The sequence below is a fragment of the Streptomyces sp. NPDC057253 genome (genome assembly GCF_042669125.1).
GTDB lineage: Bacteria > Actinomycetota > Actinomycetes > Streptomycetales > Streptomycetaceae > Streptomyces.
In genome coordinates this window covers 1-19730 of the sequence record NZ_JBHUXV010000072.1, presented here as the reverse complement: position 1 = coordinate 19730, position 19730 = coordinate 1, and the positions used below count along the sequence as shown (strand labels likewise).

Annotated in this window: 19 protein-coding genes; 12 read left to right on the top strand and 7 right to left on the bottom strand. The window is 69.6% G+C overall.

Going from position 1 to position 19730, the window contains the following annotated elements:
* Window positions 1-9 precede the first annotated feature (9 nt).
* Window positions 10-840: a rhomboid-like protein gene (locus ACFULQ_RS31530; RefSeq protein ID WP_383550499.1), complete on the bottom strand. Its 831-nt coding sequence runs from the start codon at window positions 838-840 to the stop codon at window positions 10-12.
* Window positions 841-989: 149 nt separating this feature from the next.
* Between ACFULQ_RS31530 and ACFULQ_RS31525 the strand changes: the two genes are divergently transcribed.
* The 7 genes from ACFULQ_RS31525 (at window position 990) to ACFULQ_RS31495 (ending at window position 10248) form a co-directional block, all read left to right on the top strand.
* Window positions 990-1667, top strand: coding sequence for a spermidine synthase (locus ACFULQ_RS31525; protein WP_383550497.1), 678 nt, complete (start codon window positions 990-992; stop codon window positions 1665-1667).
* A gap of 123 nt (window positions 1668-1790) precedes the next feature.
* Window positions 1791-2528 (top strand): response regulator transcription factor, encoded by a 738-nt coding sequence (locus tag ACFULQ_RS31520; RefSeq protein WP_383550495.1) that lies wholly within the window; start codon window positions 1791-1793, stop codon window positions 2526-2528.
* Window positions 2525-3631, top strand: a complete 1107-nt coding sequence (locus tag ACFULQ_RS31515) for an ATP-binding protein (protein ID WP_383550493.1) — start codon at window positions 2525-2527, stop codon at window positions 3629-3631. The genes ACFULQ_RS31520 and ACFULQ_RS31515 overlap by 4 nt, the downstream gene beginning before the upstream one ends.
* A 292-nt stretch (window positions 3632-3923) precedes the next feature.
* Entirely contained in the window at window positions 3924-7742 is a 3819-nt protein-coding gene (locus tag ACFULQ_RS31510) for a multifunctional oxoglutarate decarboxylase/oxoglutarate dehydrogenase thiamine pyrophosphate-binding subunit/dihydrolipoyllysine-residue succinyltransferase subunit (protein ID WP_383550491.1), read from the top strand.
* Window positions 7743-7819: 77 nt separating this feature from the next.
* Window positions 7820-7999, top strand: coding sequence for a DUF6104 family protein (locus ACFULQ_RS31505; protein WP_003992906.1), 180 nt, complete (start codon window positions 7820-7822; stop codon window positions 7997-7999).
* 166 nt (window positions 8000-8165) lie between these two features.
* Complete coding sequence (locus ACFULQ_RS31500) at window positions 8166-9146, top strand: DUF4097 domain-containing protein (protein ID WP_383550489.1); 981 nt, start codon at window positions 8166-8168, stop codon at window positions 9144-9146.
* 1 nt (window position 9147) lies between these two features.
* Complete coding sequence (locus tag ACFULQ_RS31495; RefSeq protein WP_383550487.1) at window positions 9148-10248, top strand: helix-turn-helix transcriptional regulator; 1101 nt, start codon at window positions 9148-9150, stop codon at window positions 10246-10248.
* Between the two features lie 74 nt (window positions 10249-10322).
* Here ACFULQ_RS31495 and ACFULQ_RS31490 read toward each other — a convergent pair whose 3' ends face one another.
* From ACFULQ_RS31490 to ACFULQ_RS31475, 4 genes are all read right to left on the bottom strand, one after another.
* Window positions 10323-10889 carry a Clp protease N-terminal domain-containing protein gene (locus tag ACFULQ_RS31490; protein WP_383550485.1) on the bottom strand — a complete coding sequence of 189 codons (567 nt, stop codon included), beginning with the start codon at window positions 10887-10889 and terminating at the stop codon, window positions 10323-10325.
* Window positions 10889-11098 carry a helix-turn-helix domain-containing protein gene (locus ACFULQ_RS31485; protein ID WP_007384656.1) on the bottom strand — a complete coding sequence of 70 codons (210 nt, stop codon included), beginning with the start codon at window positions 11096-11098 and terminating at the stop codon, window positions 10889-10891. Before ACFULQ_RS31485 ends, ACFULQ_RS31490 begins: the two co-directional genes overlap by 1 nt.
* A 100-nt stretch (window positions 11099-11198) precedes the next feature.
* A complete protein-coding gene (locus tag ACFULQ_RS31480; RefSeq protein ID WP_383550483.1) occupies window positions 11199-12164 on the bottom strand; it encodes a zinc-binding dehydrogenase in 966 nt (321 codons plus the stop codon).
* Between the two features lie 495 nt (window positions 12165-12659).
* The gene (locus tag ACFULQ_RS31475) at window positions 12660-13883 is read right to left on the bottom strand and encodes an NADP-dependent malic enzyme (protein ID WP_383550482.1); all 1224 of its coding nucleotides are present in this window, start codon (window positions 13881-13883) and stop codon (window positions 12660-12662) included.
* 575 nt (window positions 13884-14458) lie between these two features.
* Between ACFULQ_RS31475 and ACFULQ_RS31470 the strand changes: the two genes are divergently transcribed.
* Genes ACFULQ_RS31470 through ACFULQ_RS31460 form a run of 3 tightly spaced genes read left to right on the top strand, consistent with a single transcriptional unit; the run spans window position 14459 to window position 17178 of the window.
* Entirely contained in the window at window positions 14459-15418 is a 960-nt protein-coding gene (locus tag ACFULQ_RS31470) for an ABC transporter substrate-binding protein (RefSeq protein ID WP_383550480.1), read from the top strand.
* Window positions 15419-15451: 33 nt separating this feature from the next.
* Entirely contained in the window at window positions 15452-16381 is a 930-nt protein-coding gene (locus ACFULQ_RS31465; protein ID WP_383550478.1) for an amino acid ABC transporter permease, read from the top strand.
* Complete coding sequence (locus ACFULQ_RS31460; RefSeq protein WP_383550476.1) at window positions 16378-17178, top strand: amino acid ABC transporter ATP-binding protein; 801 nt, start codon at window positions 16378-16380, stop codon at window positions 17176-17178. Before ACFULQ_RS31465 ends, ACFULQ_RS31460 begins: the two co-directional genes overlap by 4 nt.
* 101 nt (window positions 17179-17279) lie before the next feature.
* Here ACFULQ_RS31460 and ACFULQ_RS31455 read toward each other — a convergent pair whose 3' ends face one another.
* Window positions 17280-18038, bottom strand: coding sequence for a methyltransferase domain-containing protein (locus ACFULQ_RS31455; protein WP_383550474.1), 759 nt, complete (start codon window positions 18036-18038; stop codon window positions 17280-17282).
* Between the two features lie 99 nt (window positions 18039-18137).
* Between ACFULQ_RS31455 and ACFULQ_RS31450 the strand changes: the two genes are divergently transcribed.
* Entirely contained in the window at window positions 18138-18767 is a 630-nt protein-coding gene (locus ACFULQ_RS31450; protein ID WP_383550472.1) for a CGNR zinc finger domain-containing protein, read from the top strand.
* On the opposite strand, the gene sodX is transcribed toward ACFULQ_RS31450, so the two are convergent.
* A complete protein-coding gene (gene sodX / locus ACFULQ_RS31445) occupies window positions 18671-19108 on the bottom strand; it encodes a nickel-type superoxide dismutase maturation protease (RefSeq protein ID WP_383550554.1) in 438 nt (145 codons plus the stop codon). The two genes, ACFULQ_RS31450 and sodX, sit on opposite strands and share 97 nt — an antisense overlap.
* Before the next feature lie 145 nt (window positions 19109-19253).
* Between sodX and sodN the strand changes: the two genes are divergently transcribed.
* A complete protein-coding gene (gene sodN / locus ACFULQ_RS31440; protein WP_020123534.1) occupies window positions 19254-19649 on the top strand; it encodes a superoxide dismutase, Ni in 396 nt (131 codons plus the stop codon).
* The last annotated feature ends 81 nt before the right edge of the window (window positions 19650-19730 follow it).

Sequence of the window (19730 nt, the reverse complement as noted above, 5' to 3'; positions counted from 1 at the left end):
ACGTCGGGTCTACCTGGCGGCGACGGGCCGCCGGTCCCGGTACCACCGCCGCATCAGCGGCCAGGTCGCGACACCGATCAGCAGGGCGATCGGATGGCCCCAGTCGGTCAGCGGGTCGGTGAACGCGATCAGGTCGGTCACCAGCACCCAGCCGAAGAGGGCGAGCAGCGGCCAGCAAAGCCAGGGCCGGAGCAGCCCCGCCAGCGCGCCGAGGCTCGCGGTGACGCCGAAGCTGACGCCGTAGTCGAGGCGGTGCAGTGAGGAGGCGGGGAGGTGCCCGGCCAGGACCGCGACGCCTGTGGGGACCTCCGTCGCCAGGGTCGCGCCGACATGCCCGAGCAGGAAGACAGCGACCGTGCGCATGCCGCCGATCCGCCGCTCCAGCGCCGTGAGGACGAACAACAGGGCGATGGCGTACGGCGAGAGGATGCCGCCCGCGATCCACAGCGCGCTGGTGAGCAGCACCAGCACCGGCGTGCGCACCAGGTGCACGACATCGGTACTGGAGCCCTGGAGCAGGGTGTGCACCAGGGCGGGGTCCAGATGTGCCGTGCCGAGCGAGACGGCGGCCAGGACCGCGCCGTAGCCGAAGGTGAAGGGCGTTCCGGTGGGGGTGGGGAGCAGCCGCCACGCGCGCGGGACGCGAATCCGGCGGGCGGGGACGGCCGTTGCCGCCTGCTGCGGTGACCCGCCGGTGACCGCCGCCGCTCCGCTCCGCTGCTGGGGCAGACCGTCCAGCAGCACGGCGGCGTCCGGCAAGCAGGCGTCCGCGGCCGACGGGGTCGGCGCAGGAGTCGGCGCGGGCGCGTCGGAAGGAGCTGGCGGACGGGTCCGTTCCAAGGTGGGCTGCTCCTTCCGTTGCGCCCCAGCCTTCGCTCCCGGCCCACCCGCTGTCTGTGACCGGCGCCACCCCGGGCCTCATTCACAGTGACTTCTCAAGAACCCGTAATTCAGTCGGCACCCACCGGCCCCCCTGCCAGGATGGGCCGATGCCCACCTCGTACGACATCCCCGAAGTCCTGGACCGTCGCGAGGGCCCCCACGGGGAGGTCGTCCTGCGGCGCCACGGCGAGTTGCTCCAGATCATCGCCAACGGCTGCTTCCTGATGGACACCTCCGACGGGCGCTCGGAGCGGCTGCTCGTCGACGCGGCGCTCGGCGCGCTCGACGACCGCCCGGACCCGCACGTCCTGATCGGCGGTCTCGGCGTCGGGTTCTCGCTCGCACACGCGGCCGCGAATCCGCGCTGGGGCCGGATCACGGTCGTGGAGCGGGAGCCCGCCATCATCGACTGGCACCGCTCCGGGCCGCTCTCGGCACTCTCCGCGGCGGCGCTGGCCGATCCCCGGACGAACATTCTGGAAACGGATCTAGTCGGATTCGTCAATGAGACATGCGCCACTTTTGACGCGCTGTGCCTCGACATCGACAACGGCCCCGACTGGACGGTCACGGACGGCAACCACGGGCTCTACGCGCATACCGGACTCACAAGCTGCGCAAGGGTGTTGAAGCCGGGCGGGGTACTGGCCGTGTGGTCCGCCCAGCCCTCAGCGGAATTTGAGGGATCCCTAGCAAATGCCGGGTTCCAACAGGTACGTACCGAGGAGATCCCCGTTGCCCGGGGCGTACCCGACGTCGTACATCTCGCCGTCCGACCTGGATAGCAAAGGGGTGATGACTCCCCGTACTCTGCTTCCCTACGCCGATCATTCAAGCGTCAATCGCAGTCATGCGCAGACAAGGAATCACCCCACATGGTTCCGGAAAGCACTCCCCAGGGGCGGGCGATGGAGCAGACACACACCTCCCAGAACGGCACGACGACTACCCCGGGCGCTCAGCGTCGGGTCCTGGTCGTCGAGGACGATCCGACGATCGTCGACGCCATCGCGACCCGCCTGCGCGCCGAGGGATTCCTCGTGCAAACGGCGGTCGACGGTCCGTCGGCGGTCGACACGGCCGAGGCCTGGCAGCCCGATCTGCTGATCCTCGACATCATGCTGCCCGGCTTCGACGGTCTGGAGGTCTGCCGGCGTGTGCAGGCCGCCCGGCCGGTGCCGGTGCTCATGCTGACAGCCCGTGACGACGAGACCGACATGCTGGTCGGACTCGGCGTGGGCGCCGACGACTACATGACCAAGCCCTTCTCCATGCGTGAGCTGGCCGCACGCGTGCACGTCCTGCTGCGGCGGGTCGAGCGGGCCGCGCTGGCCGCCGCGACCCCCAGAAGCGGCATCCTGCGACTCGGCGAGCTGGAGATCGACCACGCGCAGCGCCGGGTCCGGGTGCGCAGCGAGGACGTCCACCTGACCCCGACCGAGTTCGACCTCCTGGTGTGCCTGGCGAACACCCCGCGCGCGGTGCTCTCCCGTGAGCAGCTGCTCGCCGAGGTGTGGGACTGGGCGGACGCCTCCGGCACCCGCACGGTCGACAGCCACATCAAGGCACTGCGCCGGAAGATCGGCGCCGAGCGGATCCGCACGGTGCACGGCGTGGGCTACGCCCTGGAGACGCCGACGCCATGAGCGAGGGTCCGGCCGGCCGGAGAAACCCCAAGGAGCCGTGGGGCGGCGTAAGCCCGTTCTCGATCAAGACCAAGCTGGGCGCCCTGGTCGTCATCGCGGTCCTCATCACCACCGGGCTGATGATGATCGCGATGCGCACGGCCACCGAGCTGCGTTTCATCACGGTCTTCTCGATGATCGCCACACTGCTCATCACGCAGTTCGTGGCGCATTCGCTCACCGCGCCGCTGGACGACATGAACGCGGTCGCCCGGTCCATCTCGCACGGCGACTACACCCGCCGGGTCCGCGAGAACCGCCGCGACGAACTGGGCGATCTGGCCCAGACCATCAACCGCATGGCGGACGACCTGGAGGCCCAGGAACGCCAGCGCAAGGAACTTGTGGCAAATGTCTCCCATGAGCTGCGCACCCCCATCGCGGGCCTGCGCGCGGTGCTGGAGAACATCGTCGACGGGGTCACCCAGGCCGATCCCGAGACCATGCGCACGGCCCTGAAGCAGACCGAGCGGCTGGGCAGGCTGGTGGAGACCCTGCTGGACCTGTCCCGCCTGGACAACGGCGTCGTACCGCTGAAGAAGCGCCGTTTCGAGGTGTGGCCGTATCTCTCCGGCGTGCTGAAGGAGGCCAACATGGTCGCCACCGCGCGCGCGGGCATCGCCTCCGGATCCGGCAGCCACACGCGCAACGACGTGCATCTGCACCTGGACGTGTCGCCGCCGGAGCTGACCACGCACGCCGATCCGGAGCGCATCCACCAGGTCGTCGCCAACCTGATCGACAACGCCGTCAAGCACAGCCCGCCGCACGGCCGGGTGACCGTCAAGGCGCGGCGCGGGGCCCTGCCGGAATCCCTTGAGCTGGAGGTTCTCGACGAGGGCCCCGGCATTCCGCGCTCCGAGTGGCACCGGGTCTTCGAGCGGTTCAACCGCGGCCAGGTCCCGCGGCCGCACGGTCCGGGCAGCGACGGCGGCACCGGGCTCGGGCTCGCGATCGCCCGCTGGGCGGTGGATCTGCACGGCGGCCGGATCGGCGTGGCCGAATCCGAGCGGGGCTGCCGGATCCTTGTCACCCTTCCGGGACTTCCATCTCTGCCAAGTTGACGTAAAGTTCGAAGCGGAGCCACAAGATCCATCTCTGTTCCGCACCGACGGACACGTGTGATCAGGCAGAGGGCCGCGCGGTCGTCGCGCAGAGCCCCGCTCGGCGCTTCCCGGACGCGTCCTCACGCAACGGAACCCCGCTTGTTTCCCGCCATTTCCACCCCCGAAACCCGGTCTTTGATGTGACTTACACGACGATGGACGGGCCCGGCCTGACCTTCGGGGTCTTGGAGGCGTAGCCTTTATTCCCGCTGTCCATCACCTTGTGAAGCGGAAGAGGGCGGTTGCCGCCGTGTCGCCACAGTCCCCCAGTAACTCGAGCATCTCGACCGACGCAGACCAAGCGGGCAAGAACCCCGCTGCCGCGTTCGGCCCGAACGAGTGGCTCGTCGACGAGATCTATCAGCAGTACCTCCAGGACCCGAATTCGGTAGACCGAGCCTGGTGGGACTTCTTCGCCGACTACAAGCCGGGGGCGCCCGCCGCCTCGGCTCCGGCGGGTACTGCGGCCGCGGGGGCCGCAGAGACCACCTCCCCGGCTCCGGCCGCCGCCCCGGCCCAGGTGCCCGCACCGGCCGCCCAGGCCGCTCCGGCGCCGGCTCCCGCAGCCGCGAAGCCCGCGGCCGCTCCGGCTCCCGCCAAGGCCGCCGCGCCCGCCCCGGCCCAGGCCGCTCCCGCCGCCAAGCCGGCCGCCGCTGCCGCGAAGCCCGCCGCAGCGAAGCCGGCCGCCGCCTCCCCGGAGGGCCCGGAGCTGATCACGCTGCGCGGCCCCGCCGCAGCGGTCGCGAAGAACATGAACGCCTCCCTGGAGCTGCCCACGGCCACGTCCGTGCGCGCGGTCCCGGTGAAGCTGCTCTTCGACAACCGCATCGTCATCAACAACCACCTCAAGCGCGCCCGGGGCGGGAAGATCTCCTTCACGCACCTGATCGGCTACGCGATGGTGCAGGCCATCAAGGCCATGCCGTCGATGAACTGGCACTACGCGGAGAAGGACGGGAAGCCCACCCTCGTCAAGCCGCCGCACGTCAACTTCGGCCTCGCCATCGACCTGGTGAAGCCCAACGGCGACCGCCAGCTGGTCGTCGCGGGCATCAAGAAGGCCGAGACGCTGAACTTCTTCGAGTTCTGGCAGGCCTACGAGGACATCGTCCGCCGCGCCCGCGACGGCAAGCTGACGATGGACGACTTCTCGGGCGTCACGGTCTCCCTGACGAACCCGGGCGGCCTCGGCACCGTCCACTCGGTCCCGCGTCTGATGCCCGGCCAGTCGGTCATCATGGGCGTCGGCTCCATGGACTACCCGGCGGAGTTCCAGGGCACCTCCCAGGACACCCTGAACAAGCTCGGCATCTCCAAGGTCATGACGCTGACGTCGACCTACGACCACCGGGTCATCCAGGGCGCCGCCTCCGGCGAGTTCCTGCGGATCGTCGCGAACCTCCTGCTCGGCGAGAACGGCTTCTTCGACGAGATCTTCGAGGCCCTGCGCATCCCCTACGAGCCGGTCCGCTGGCTCAAGGACATCGACGCCTCGCACGACGACGACGTCACCAAGGCCGCGCGTGTCTTCGAGCTGATCCACTCCTACCGGGTCCGCGGCCACGTCATGGCCGACACCGACCCGCTGGAGTACCGCCAGCGCAAGCACCCCGATCTGGACATCACCGAGCACGGCCTCACCCTGTGGGACCTGGAGCGCGAGTTCGCCGTCGGCGGCTTCTCCGGCAAGTCCCTGATGAAGCTGCGCGACATCCTCGGCGTGCTGCGCGACTCGTACTGCCGCACCACCGGCATCGAGTTCATGCACATCCAGGACCCCAAGCAGCGCAAGTGGATCCAGGACCGCATCGAGCGCCCGCACACCAAGCCGGAGCGCGAGGAGCAGCTGCGCATCCTGCGCCGGCTGAACGCCGCCGAGGCCTTCGAGACCTTCCTGCAGACGAAGTACGTCGGCCAGAAGCGCTTCTCCCTGGAGGGCGGCGAGTCCGTCATCCCGCTGCTGGACGCGGTGCTGGACTCGGCCGCCGAGTCCCGCCTGGACGAGGTCGTCATCGGCATGGCCCACCGCGGCCGCCTGAACGTCCTGGCGAACATCGTCGGCAAGTCGTACGCGCAGATCTTCCGCGAGTTCGAGGGCAACCTCGACCCGAAGTCGATGCACGGCTCCGGCGACGTCAAGTACCACCTGGGCGCCGAGGGCACCTTCACCGGCCTGGACGGCGAGCAGATCAAGGTCTCGCTGGCCGCGAACCCCTCCCACCTGGAGACGGTCGACCCGGTCATCGAGGGCATCGTCCGCGCCAAGCAGGACATCATCAACAAGGGCGGCACGGACTTCACCGTCCTGCCGGTCGCCCTGCACGGTGACGCGGCCTTCGCGGGCCAGGGCGTGGTGGCCGAGACCCTGAACATGTCGCAGCTGCGGGGCTACCGCACCGGCGGCACGGTCCACATCGTCATCAACAACCAGGTCGGCTTCACGGCGGCTCCCGAGTCGTCGCGTTCCTCGATGTACGCCACCGACGTGGCCCGCATGATCGAGGCGCCGATCTTCCACGTGAACGGCGACGACCCCGAGGCCGTCGTCCGCGTTGCCCGCCTGGCCTTCGAGTTCCGCCAGGCGTTCAACAAGGACGTCGTGATCGACCTCATCTGCTACCGCCGCCGCGGTCACAACGAGTCGGACAACCCGGCCTTCACCCAGCCGCTGATGTACGACCTGATCGACAAGAAGCGCTCGGTGCGCAAGCTGTACACCGAGTCCCTCATCGGTCGCGGCGACATCACCCTGGAAGAGGCCGAGCAGGCGCTCCAGGACTACCAGGGCCAGCTGGAGAAGGTCTTCACCGAGGTCCGCGAGGCCGTCACGGCCCAGCCGGCCGCCGGTCCCGTCTCCGACCCGCGGGCCGAGTTCCCGGTCGCCGTGAGCACCGCGATCTCCTCGGAGACCGTCAAGCGGATCGCCGAGTCCCAGGTCAACATCCCCGACACCTTCCACGTCCACCCGCGTCTGCTGCCGCAGCTGCAGCGCCGCGCGGCGATGGTCGAGGACGGCACGATCGACTGGGGCATGGGCGAGACGCTCGCCGTCGGCTCGCTGCTCCTGGAAGGCACCCCGGTCCGCCTGTCGGGCCAGGACTCCCAGCGCGGCACCTTCGGCCAGCGGCACGCAGTCCTGATCGACCGGGAGACGGGCGAGGAGTACACCCCGCTCCAGTACCTCGCCGAGGAGCAGGCCCGCTACAACGTCTACAACTCCCTGCTCTCCGAGTACGCGGTCATGGGCTTCGAGTACGGCTACTCGCTGGCCCGCCCCGACGCGCTCGTGCTGTGGGAGGCGCAGTTCGGCGACTTCGTCAACGGCGCGCAGACGATCGTCGACGAGTACATCTCGGCGGCCGAGCAGAAGTGGGGCCAGACGAGCGGTGTCACGCTCCTCCTCCCCCACGGCTACGAGGGTCAGGGCCCGGACCACTCCTCCGCGCGCGTGGAGCGCTTCCTCCAGCTCTGCGCCCAGAACAACATGACGGTCGCGATGCCGACCCTGCCGTCGAACTACTTCCACCTCCTGCGGTGGCAGGTGCACAACCCGCACCACAAGCCGCTGGTGGTCTTCACCCCGAAGTCGATGCTGCGCCTGAAGGCCGCCGCGTCGAAGACGGAGGAGTTCACCTCGGGTCAGTTCCGCCCGGTCATCGGCGACGAGACGGTGGACGCCGCCGCGGTCCGCAAGGTCGTCTTCGTGGCGGGCAAGCTGTACTACGACCTGGAGGCCGAGCGTCAGAAGCGCGGCATCACGGACACGGCGATCATCCGCATCGAGCGCCTGTACCCGCTCCCGGGTGCCGAGCTCCAGGCGGAGATCGCCAAGTACCCGAACGCCGAGAAGTACCTGTGGGCCCAGGAGGAGCCGGCGAACCAGGGCGCGTGGCCCTTCATCGCCCTCAACCTGATCGACCACCTGGACCTCGCGGTCGGCGCGGATGTCCCGCACGGCGAGCGCCTGCGGCGCATCTCGCGCCCGCACAGCTCGTCCCCGGCGGTGGGTTCCGCGAAGCGGCACCAGGCCGAGCAGGAGCAGCTGGTGCGTGAGGTGTTCGAGGCGTAACCGCTGTGCCCAGCCGGGCCGCACTCCTCTCCCGAGGGGTGCGGCCCGGCCGTTTTCGCGCACTTATCCTTGACGGCATGTACTTCACTGACCGTGGCATCGAGGAACTGGAGAAGCGGCGCGGCGAGGAGGAGGTCACCTTCGAGTGGCTCGCCGAGCAGCTCCGCACGTTCGTCGACCTCAATCCCGACTTCGAGGTCCCGGTGGAGCGGTTGGCGACCTGGCTGGCCCGCCTGGACGACGAGGACGACGAGTAGTCCGTACGTCCGTCTCTGCACGGGGTGCCCCCTTGGGGCGCCCCGCTTTTTGTGTGCCGTCGGGTCGCGCGGTCACCGGAAAGAGTGTCTTGACTTTCCATGCCCACGATATATCGTGAATTGCAGGAGACGCGATATGGCGCGTTGCTACGGGGAGGTCTGCACCATGTCCGAGTGGTCCGTCACGGAGCCCAGGAAGCTCACCTTCGACGAGCCCGTCCGCGAACTCCACGTACGCATCGTCAACGGAACGGTGAACGTGGTGGGCACGGACGAAGGTTCCGCCCGCCTGGAGGTCTCCGAGATCGAGGGGCCACCCCTGATCGTCACCCAGGAGGGCGGCACCCTCACGGTCGCCTATGAGGACCTGCCCTGGAAGGGCTTCCTCAAGTGGCTCGACCGCAAGGGCTGGCGGCGCAGCGCGGTCGTCTCGCTGGCGGTGCCGGCCGCGACCCGCGTCGAGGTGGGCGTGGTCAGCGCCGGGGCCGTGGTGTCGGGCGTACGTGGCCCGTCGGTGGTCAAGGGGGTCAACGGCGACACCACCCTGGTCGGCCTCTCCGGCCCCGTCCGCGCCGACACCGTCTCCGGGAATCTGGAGGCCCAGGCCGTCACCGGCGACCTGCGCTTCAACTCGGTCTCCGGGGACCTCACCGTCGTGGAGGGCTCCGGCCCCTCCGTGCGGGCGGACTCCGTCAGCGGCTCGATGATCGTGGACCTCGACCCGGAGGGCCCCACCGACGTCCGGCTGACCAGCGTCTCGGGCGAGATCGCCATCCGGCTGCCCCAGCCGGCCGACGCCGAGGTGGAGGCCAACACCGCGAGCGGCACGATCTCCAACGCCTTCGAGGGCCTGCGGGTGCACGGCCAGTGGGGCGCCCACAAGGTCACCGGCCGGCTGGGCGCCGGCACCGGAAAGCTCCGGGCGACCACCGTCTCCGGCTCCATCGCCCTGCTGCGCCGCCCACCCCGGGAGGACGAGGAGGAGCCGTGGGAGACGGATCCCTTCGAGAAGGCGGGCGACACCGGCCCGGTGGACGGCGAGCGGGGCACCTCGGGAGACAATCCTCCTTCCGGCCAGGACGACGCCCCCTCCGCCGACCCCACCCGCGCCCCGGCCGACGGCACGACCGACAAGAAGGTGCTCTGACATGCCCCCCGTCTTCGCCCACGGCCGCCTCCGCCTCTACCTGCTGAAGCTGCTGGACGAGGCCCCGCGTCACGGCTACGAGGTGATCCGGCTCCTGGAGGAGCGTTTCCAGGGGCTCTACGCCCCCTCGGCGGGCACCGTCTACCCCCGCCTCGCCAAGCTGGAGGCCGAGGGCCTGGTCACCCACACCACCGAGGGCGGCCGCAAGGTGTACGCCATCACGGACGCGGGCCGCGCCGAGCTGGCCGACCGCAGTGGCGAACTGGCCGATCTGGAGCTGGAGATCCGCGAGTCCGTCGCCGAGCTCGCCGCCGAGATCCGGGCCGATGTGCGCGGCGCGGCGGGCGATCTGCGGCGCGAGATGCGGGCGGCCGCCTCCGAGGCCCGCCGGGGCACCGGCAGCACCTCCAAGGGTTCCGGCGCTGAACACGAAGGCCCGTTCGGGGACTTCACGGACTACGCCGACAAGGAGTCGTGGCGCGCCGCCAAGGAGGAGATGCGCCGCGTCAAGCAGGAGTGGAAGGAACAGGCCCGGCGCGCCAAGGACGAGAGCCGCCGCGCCCGTGAGGAGGCCCAGCGGGCCCGCCGCCAGGCCAAGGAGGCCCAGGACCGGGCGAGGGAGCAGGCCCAGGAGGAGGTGCAGCGCATCGCCCGCCGCGTGCAGGAGCAGGTGCAGGACCACTTCGCGCGCGGTGACTGGCCGACGGGGGTCCGCGAGGGGCTGACCGAACTGGCCAAGGAGTTCGGCGAGTTCGGGAAGGATTACGGCAAGGAGTTCGGGAAGGACTTCGGCTTCGGCCGGGGTGGCGCGAGGTCGGAGAAGGCCGAGAGGTTCGAGAAGACCGAGGGCGCGGCACCCGGCCCGGAGTACTCCCACACCCCCGAGGACTTCCCCGCCGAGCACGAACCGTCCTGGGCCCACGAGGACTCCACCGGAAGCCCGGCCCGCGACCTGGACCGCCTGCTGGACCGCTTCCGCGACGACATCCGCGACGCGGCCCGCGACCACGGCATCACGGCCGACCAGCTCCGCGACGCCCGCCGCCACCTGTCGACGGCGGCGGCGCACATAGGAGCACTGCTGCGGACACCGAAGGCGTGAGCCGCCCGCACTCCGGCGGTACGACGGCTCCGGCGCTGCCGGTGGGGGCGTGCCGCCGGAGCGGGTGGCCCCCTTCAGCCGGCCTTCGCCGTGCCCCCGCCGTACAGGACGCGCGTCACCGACTCATGGGTCACCCCGTGATCGGCGAGAACCTCACCGGACACCCCCGGCCTGACCGTCAGCGCCAGCAGGATGTGCTCGTCGCCGATGTGCCGGTCCCGCCGGGCCACGGCGATGCGCAGGGCCTTCTCCAGCGTCTCCTTGGCCCCCTTGCCGAAGGGGCGCCGCCGTCCGGGCCGTCGCCTTTGCCCGCCGCGGTCGTCCGCCATGGCGCCGGCTCCGTGCGCTTCTTCCACGCGGGCGACGATCTCCGAGACGTCGATGCCGAGCCCGGCCAGCGCCTCGGCGTCCGCCTGGGACAGCCCGGCCCGCCGCCGAGCCTCCCCGAGCGCCTGCCGTACGGCGTCCCCGCGCTCCGCGAGCCCAAGGGCGCCGAGGGCGAAGGAGGCCCTGCCGGCCTCCCGGTCCAGCAGGGCGAGCAGCAGATGCTCGGCGTCCACGGACCCCGCTCCCACCGCCTCGGCGTGCTCGACCGCGCCCACGACCACCGCCCGGGCATCCTTCGTGAACCGCTCGAACATCAATGCCTCCCGTACTTCTTGTGCACGGCCTGCCTGCTCACACCGAGTTCGGCGGCGATCTCCTGCCACGACCAGCCCTGATTGCGCGCACTGCGCACCTGTACCGACTCCAGTTGCTCCAGCAGCCTGCGGAGCGCGGCGACGGCACGCAGGCCGACCCGGGGATCACGATCGCCCGCGCGTTCGGCGAGATCCGTTGCTTCGGTCATGACGTCAACTTACGTTGACAGGACCCATCTGTCAACAATGGTTGACAACGCCGACGGCCGGCCCCCGAAGGAACCGGCCACGGTCACGAGCGAGAAAGGATCAACCGTTGGTGAGCACGACCTTCCCGAACTGCTCGCCGGAGGCGACCCGTTCGAAGCCCTCACGGGCACGGTCCATCGGCAGCACCTCGTCGATGACGGGACGCACCCCGGTGGCGGCGCAGAAGGCGAGCAGATCCTCCAGCTCGTCCTTGGTCCCCATGGTCGACCCCACGACCTTGAGCTCCAGGAAGAAGATCCGGGTCAGCTCAGCGTGCGAGGGGCGGTCGCCGCTGGTGGCACCCGAGATGACCAGGGTGCCGCCGGGCTTGAGCGACTTCACGGAGTGCGACCAGGTGGCGGCGCCCACGGTCTCGATGACGGCGTCCACCCGCTGCGGCAGCCGTGCCCCGGACTCCACCGCCTCCACGGCACCGAGCTCCAGCGCGCGCTTCCGCTTGGCCTCGTCCCGGCTGGTGGCGAAGACCCGCAGCCCCGCGGCCTTCCCGAGCACGATGGCCGCCGTGGCGACACCACCGCCGGCGCCCTGCACCAGCACGGAGTCACCGGGTCGTACGCCCGCGTTCGTGAACAGCATCCGGTACGCCGTCAGCCAGGCCGTGGGCAGACAGGCGGCCTCCTCGAAGGACAGTTCCTTCGGCTTCGGCAGCACGTTCCAGGTCGGCACGGCGACACGCTCCGCGAACGTCCCCTGGTAGCGCTCCGTGAGGATGGACCGCGGTTCCTTGGGGCCGACGCCGTGTCCGCTCTGTCCGATGACGGAGTGCAGGACGACTTCGTTGCCGTCCTCGTCGACACCGGCGGCGTCACAGCCGAGGATCATCGGCAACTTGTCCTCTGCGAGGCCTACGCCACGCAGGGACCACAGGTCATGGTGATTGAGGGAAGCGGCCTTGACATCGACGACACTCCATCCGGTCCGGACCTCGGGAGCCGGTCGCTCCCCCAACTCCAGTCCGGAGAGCGGGTCGTCGCGGTCGATTCGGGCGGCGTAGACAGCGAACATGACCTTGACGATAGGGTCCGTCGGCGACGCGGGGAACCGGGGCGCGTTGTGACACTTGCCCTCTTGCGGTTTGGGGCGCCTATGAGGTGCCGGGTCAGGTTGTCGGGCGGCTGCGGGTCCATCGTGGCTGGTCGCGCAGTTCCCCGCGCCCCCGCTGCGCTGGGCTTGGGCCGGGCGCCTACCGGGGTGCCGGGTCCTGTTGTCGGGCGGCTGCGGGTCCGTTGTGGCTTGTCGCGCAGTTCCTCGCGCCCCTGGGTGGGTTGCAGTCACGCCCGCCACGACGGGGCCGTCAGACGCCCGCGCCCGCCCCCACCGGAGCGCAACGGGCCGCCGCAGGCCCCTCAGGGGCGCGGGGAACTGCGCAACAACGCCCGCCCCCACCCACGCCGTGGACGAACAACCGGCCCCGCCACCCGATCAGCCCAACCCCCAGGCAAAAAAATGGCCCCGCCCGAAGAAAACCCCCGGACAGGGCCACCCCACGCCACAACAAACTCAGCGGCGAGCGACCCCCTCCGCCCGAGCCGCCGCAGCGACCGCCGCGGTGACCGCCGGAGCAACCCGCTCGTCGAACGGCGACGGAATCACGTAGTCCGCCGCCAGATCGTCACCGACCACGGAGGCCAACGCCTCCGCCGCCGCGATCTTCATGCCCTCCGTGATCCGCGAGGCCCGCACCTGGAGCGCCCCCGCGAAGATCCCCGGAAACGCCAGCACGTTGTTGATCTGGTTCGGGAAGTCGGACCGCCCGGTGGCGACCACGGCCGCGTACTTGTGCGCGACATCCGGGTGCACCTCGGGGTCCGGGTTGGCCATCGCGAACACGAAGGCCCCCTCCGCCATGGAGGCGACCGCGGACTCCGGCACCGTCCCGCCCGACACCCCGATGAACACGTCGGCACCGGCCAGCGCGTCCTCCAGCGACCCCGTCAGCCCGGCCTTGTTCGTGAACCCGGCCAGCTCCCGCTTGACGGACGTGAGGTCGTCCCGGTCAGCGGACACGACACCACGCCGGTCGGCGACGGCGACATCCCCGATACCCGCCTCGACGAGCATCTTCGCGATGGCGACACCCGCCGCACCCGCCCCGGAGATCACCGCACGAAGATCCCCGATGGCCCGCCCGCTCAGCCGCGCGGCGTTCCGCAGCGCGGCCAGCGTCACGACGGCCGTGCCGTGCTGGTCGTCATGGAAGACGGGAATGTCGAGCCGCTCCTGGAGCCGCCGCTCGATCTCGAAGCACCGAGGAGCCGAGATGTCCTCGAGGTTCACGCCGCCGAAGGACGGAGCGAGCCGGACCACGGTCTCGATGATCTCGTCGACGTCGGTGCAGGCCAGCGCGAGCGGAACCGCGTCCACCCCGCCGAACTGCTTGAACAGGATCGCCTTGCCCTCCATCACCGGGAGGGAGGCCTCGGGCCCGATGTCACCGAGCCCCAGCACGGCCGTACCGTCGGTGACGACGGCGACGACCGACGACTTCCACGTGTAGTCGTGGACGAGATCCGGCTGCTCGGCGATGGCGCTGCACACCTTCGCCACGCCGGGCGTGTACGCGAGGGACAGGTCGTCCTTGTCACGGACCGGCACGGTGGCCTGCACGGCCATCTTGCCGCCGCGGTGCAGCGCGAACGCGGGGTCGAAGGAATCGAGGGGCTCCGCCCCTCCGTCCTGGCCCGTATCGCTGTCGCTGCGAGGATTGACGATCTCCGCTGCCACTTTGTCTTACCCCTTAGGTCTTCATGGTTTGAGGGTGGCCACTCCTGGTTGAGAAGTGGGCGGGCACCGCGTACGGCCCTGGTCACTGATGCGTACGGGCCGGTACGCGACGGGCGCGCCGCACACGCGCCCTGAGCCCCGGATGAGGGGTGTAAAGAACCTTCTTACCGGACGACCGGCGTCGAGGACGAGTCCAATACGTCCAAGGTCACATGCCGCGACACAAATCGATCATCGATCATCGGAGTCACTCGGACGGCCGCGGGCCGCCCGGGGAGGGTCACCCGCACCGCGAACCGCGCCGGAGATCTTCCGGCCGGAATGCCAGATTCCCGCAGATGGTCCGGTCACCATGTACGGACATGGTGCGGTTCGGGGGTCACCCGTTATCCGATTTTGACATGACCGGCCCCCAGAATGGTCCAGTCCGAATGGCAAGATGCCGTAATCACACGAGGTCGCGACACTCGAAGGCGTGTGCTCTCGTCGACCTGAGGAATGAAGGCAGTTCGCCGAACCCATCGGCAGCCGCCCCGCCCATCGGCAACTCCACCCATCCGCCGGAGGAACCCAAAATGACCGCAAGCTCCACCCGTCGTACGACCACCGCGCGCACCAGGACAGCCGCGGTAGGTGCGATCGCGGTCGCAGGCGCCCTGATTCTCACCGGCTGCGGCGACCAGACGGACAAGGGCGGCGACAGCACGGAGTCGTCCACGTCGTCCGCGCCCCTCGCCGCCAAGCTCCCCGCGGACGTACGCAAGGCCGGCGTCATCAAGGTGGGCTCCGACATCGCCTACCCGCCGGTCGAGTACATGGAGGGCGGCAAGGCCGTCGGTATCGACCCGGACATCGCCGAGGCGCTCGGCAAGCAGCTCGGTGTGAAGTTCGAGTTCCAGAACGGCAAGTTCGCGCAGCTCATCGTCGGTCTTCAGGCGAAGCGGTTCAACGTGATCATGTCCGCGATGAACGACACGAAGGACCGCCAGAACGGCATCGACTCGGACACCGGCAAGAAGGTCGGCAACGGCATCGACTTCGTCGACTACTTCACCGCCGGCACCTCGATCCTGGTCCAGAAGGGCAACCCCAAGGGGATCAAGTCCCTGGACGACCTGTGCGGCCAGGTGGTCGCCCTGCAGGTGGGCACCACGTCCGAGGGCATCGCCAAGGACCAGAGCAAGAAGTGTACGAAGGACGGCAAGAAGGCGATCAAGCTGCAGACCTTCGACACCGACCCCGAGGCGCTGCTCCGCCTGAAGCAGGGGGCGTCCGTCGCCGACCTCAACGACTTCCCGGTCGCCGCGTACAACGCGAAGACCTCGGGTGGCGGCAAGGACTTCGAGGTCGTCGGCGAGCAGATCGAGGCGGGGCCGTACGGAATCGGTGTCAGCAAGGAGAGCACCCAGCTGCGGGACGCCCTCCAGGCCGCTCTGAACGCCATCATCGAGAACGGCGAGTACAAGAAGATCCTGGAGAAGTGGAACGTCACGGACGGTGCGGTGACCGAGGCCAAGGTCAACGGCGGCTCCTGACCCTGCCTGAAGCAATACTGAAGGGCAGTCACAGTGACTGACATCGTCGACAAGGTACCGACGCCGTCGGTGCCGCCGGAGCAGATCAAGGCGATCCCGGTGCGCCACTACGGCCGCTGGGTCGCCGGCGCCGTGGTCATCGCGATCCTCGTGCTGATCGGCATCGCGTTCTCCAACGCGGACATCAACTACGGCATCATCCCGGACTACATCACGGACGGGACGATCCTCTCCGGCGCCTGGCACACGCTGTACATCTCCGTGCTCGCCATGGTGCTCGGACTGGTCCTGGGTGTGATCCTCGCGGTCATGCGGATGTCGTCGAACCCGGTCACCAGCACGGTGGCCTGGTTCTACGTCTGGTTCTTCCGCGGCACTCCCGTCCTGGTCCAGCTGCTCATCTGGTACAACATCGCCCTCGTGTTCCCGGTCCTCAACCTGGGCTTCTACAAGGACGAGATGAACCAGGTGATGACGCCGTTCCTGGCGGCTCTGCTGGGTCTCGGCCTGAACGAGGCCGCCTACATGTCGGAGATCGTCCGGGCCGGCATCCAGTCGGTCGACGAGGGCCAGACGGAGGCCTCGCACGCCCTGGGCATGACCCAGGGCAAGACGCTGCGGCGGGTGATCCTCCCGCAGGCGATGCGGGTGATCGTGCCGCCGACGGGCAACGAGTACATCAACATGCTCAAGACGTCGTCCCTGGCCTACGTGGTGCAGTTCAACGAACTCATCAAGCGGGCCCAGGACATCTCCAGCACCTCGCTCGCGGTCGTCGAGATGTACTTCGTGGCCTCGATCTGGTACCTGATGCTGACCAGCGTCTTCAGCATCGGCCAGTACTACCTGGAGCGCCGCTACGCCCGCGGATCCTCACGCAGCCTGCCGCCGACCCCGTTGCAGCGCCTGAGGAAGAACCTCCGTCAGTTCGGTTCCTTCCGCCGCCCGGAGGTGGCCCGATGAGCGGTATCAGCAAGGACGTCGCCCAGCCCGCGAGCGGACACCCGATGGTCAGGGCCGAGGGGGTGCACAAGTCCTTCGGGACCGCGCACATCCTCAAGGGCATCGACCTGGAGGTGAACCCGCGAGAGGTGTTCTGCCTGATCGGACCGTCCGGCTCGGGCAAGTCCACCTTCCTGCGGTGCATCAACCACCTGGAGAAGATCAGCGCCGGCCGGCTGTACGTCGACGGCAGCCTGGTCGGTTACCGGCAGAGCGGGGACAAGCTCTACGAGCTCAAGGAAAAGGAAGTGGCCACGCAGCGGCGGGACATCGGCATGGTGTTCCAGCGCTTCAACCTCTTTCCTCATATGACGGCGCTGGAGAACGTCATGGAGGCGCCCGTCCAGGTCAAGGGCGAGTCCAAGGCCGTCGCCCGCGAGCGGGCGACGCGGCTTCTGAGCCGGGTGGGCCTGGGCGACCGGAAGGGCCACTATCCGGCCCAGCTCTCCGGCGGCCAGCAGCAGCGCGTCGCCATCGCCCGGGCTTTGGCGATGGAGCCCAAGCTGATGCTCTTCGACGAGCCGACCTCGGCCCTCGACCCCGAGCTGGTCGGCGAGGTCCTGGACGTGATGCGGGATCTCGCGGAGGACGGCATGACGATGATCGTCGTCACCCACGAGATGGGCTTCGCCCGCGAGGTCGGCGATTCACTGGTCTTCATGGACGACGGCGTGGTGGTCGAGGCCGGCCACCCGCGCGAGGTCCTGACGAACCCCCAGCACGACCGGACCAAGTCCTTCCTCTCCAAGGTCCTCTGACCTTCCACCGGATTCTCCGGCCCCTGTCACCCCGTCGTGCGTTCGCGCAGGGCGGGGTGACTGGCGTACGGCGACACGGCCGGTCCTGCCGCGCTCCCGGCCTACTTCAGCGCCAGCAGCAGCGTGTCCGAAGGCGACGACCACACCGGGCGGACCTCGTCGAAGCCGGACTCGCGCAGCACGCGCGCGTGCCACTCGGCCGACGGGGTGTCGCCCTCCGCGTGTTCGCCGTAGATCTCGAAGCGGCGGGCGGTGGGGCCGGCGAGGGCCGGGTCGGCGGCGGCGAGTCGCCACCAGTCCGCCCAGTCGAGGGCGCCCTCGCGCCGGGCCCGTTCCATGAGCGCGTGCCGGTGGGCCCGCTCCGCCGCGTTGATCCGGGGGGTGCTGTCGTCGCTCATGTGGTCGGCGTTCATGAACACGCCTCCCGGGCGGACGAGTTGGGCGATCCGCCCGTAGAGTGCGGCGAGTGGGTCGCGGCGCAGCCAGTGGAGGGCGGTGGCGGTGAGGACCGCGTCGTACGACTGGTGCGGCAGCCGCGCGGGCCAGTGCTGGTCCGTCAGGTCGGCCTCGACGAGGGTGACCCGGCCGTCGCCCTCGAAGGTGCCGCGCGCGATGGCGAGCAGGGCGGGGTCGAGGTCGACGCCGGTGCTGGTCGCGTCGGGGAAGCGGGCGAGCAGCCGGGCGGTGATGCTGCCGGTGCCGCACGCGAGGTCGAGGACGCGGGGCTCGGGCCCGACCAGGGCCTCGACCATGTCGAGCATGACCCGGAACCGCTCCTCGCGGTCCGGCATGTACCACTCCTGCTGCCGGTCCCAGCTCTCCTGCCAGGCCTGCCAGTCGGTTCCGACACCGGTCGCCATCAAAGCCCCCTGTCCCGTCACTGCCGTAATACCCTGGAAGCACGATCAGCTGTTACCCGACCGCACCGCGACGATAGAACGCCTCCGTAAGGACTACAAGTGGAACTGGCCTATTACTCGGACTACGCCGTACGTCTGGTCAACAGCGAGGACCCGGCCCGCGGCAAGGACTCCCTGACCTCCGTCGAGGCGGTCCGCGATCTGTTCGGTGCCGGCCAGGAGGCGGGCCGGCGGGCCACGGACGCCGACGTGACCCGCTTCCGCTCGGTCCGGGCGCGGCTGCGGGCGGTCTTCGAGGCGGCGGACCAGGGCGACGAGACCCTGGCGGTGAACCTGCTGAACTCACTGCTCCTGGAGTTCCCGGTGAGCCCGCAGATCTCCGGGCACGACTTCCGGGACGACGACGGCCGCCCGCTGTGGCACATGCACCTGGCGGACCACCCCTCCAACGTGACGGCGGGCTACGCGGCCATCGCCGCGATGGGTCTCGCCTTCCATCTCACCGAGTACGGCGTGGACCGGCTCGGCCTGTGCGAGGCGGCCCCCTGCCGCAACGCCTACCTCGACACCTCCACCAACCGCTCCCGGCGCTACTGCTCCGACCGCTGCGCCACCCGCGCCAACGTGGCCGCCTACCGGGCCCGCAAACGCCTGGAGGCCGACCGGTCGGCGAAGACCGGGCGCAGCGCGGACACCGCCCAGCGCACGGCGGCCAGCGGCGAGCGCTGACCGGGCCCCGGCGGCCGGTACCGGAGCCTGGCCTTCCCCAGGACGAGGTCCTCCGGTACGACGCCGTAGTCCGTGCTGTCGCCGCCCGCGAAGGCGTTGTCGCCGAGCACCCACCAGCCGCCCTCGCGGCGTTCCACGGCCCGCTTGACCACGAGCAGGTCCTGCTGGAACGGATGCCTGAGGACCACGATGTCGCCGATCCCGACCCTGGCCCCCCAGTGCACGACGAGTTGGTCCCCGTGCTGGAGCGTGGGCACCATCGACGGCCCGGTCACCTCGGCCACCCCGAGAAAGGGCAGCAACGACCTCCCCCGCTCGGTCTCCTGCGACAGCTCCGGCATCCCCGGCACCTCCCCGGTACGTTCGTCCACCAGTCTCAGTCTGACCCCGGACTTTTGTCCTAAGCCCATGGGGGCACTCGCGAATTCGCCTCTCCCAGGGAGTAATGTCGCACCTGAGAAGACGATCACGAGGAAGGAATGCTCCATGCTTTCCCGCCTGTTTGCCCCCAAGGTCAAGGTCAGCGCACACTGCGACCTGCCCTGCGGTGTGTACGACCCGGCCCAGGCCCGCATCGAGGCGGAGTCGGTGAAGGCCGTGCAGGAGAAGATGGCCGCCAACGACGATCCGCACTTCCAGGCTCGTGCCACGGTCATCAAGGAGCAGCGCGCCGAGCTCGCGAAGCACCACGTTTCCGTGCTCTGGAGCGACTACTTCAAGCCCCCGCACTTCGAGAAGTACCCGGAGCTGCACCAGCTGGTCAACGACGCCCTCAAGGCCCTCTCGGCCGCCAAGGCGTCGACCGACCCGGCGACCGGCCAGAAGGCTCTGGACTACATCGCCCAGATCGACAAGATCTTCTGGGAGACCAAGAAGGCCTGACCTCGCGTCAGCCTCCGCCGACCCGCGATCGGTGCACCATCGCAGGTCACGGGAACCCTGAAGGGGCCCGGTCGTCACGAC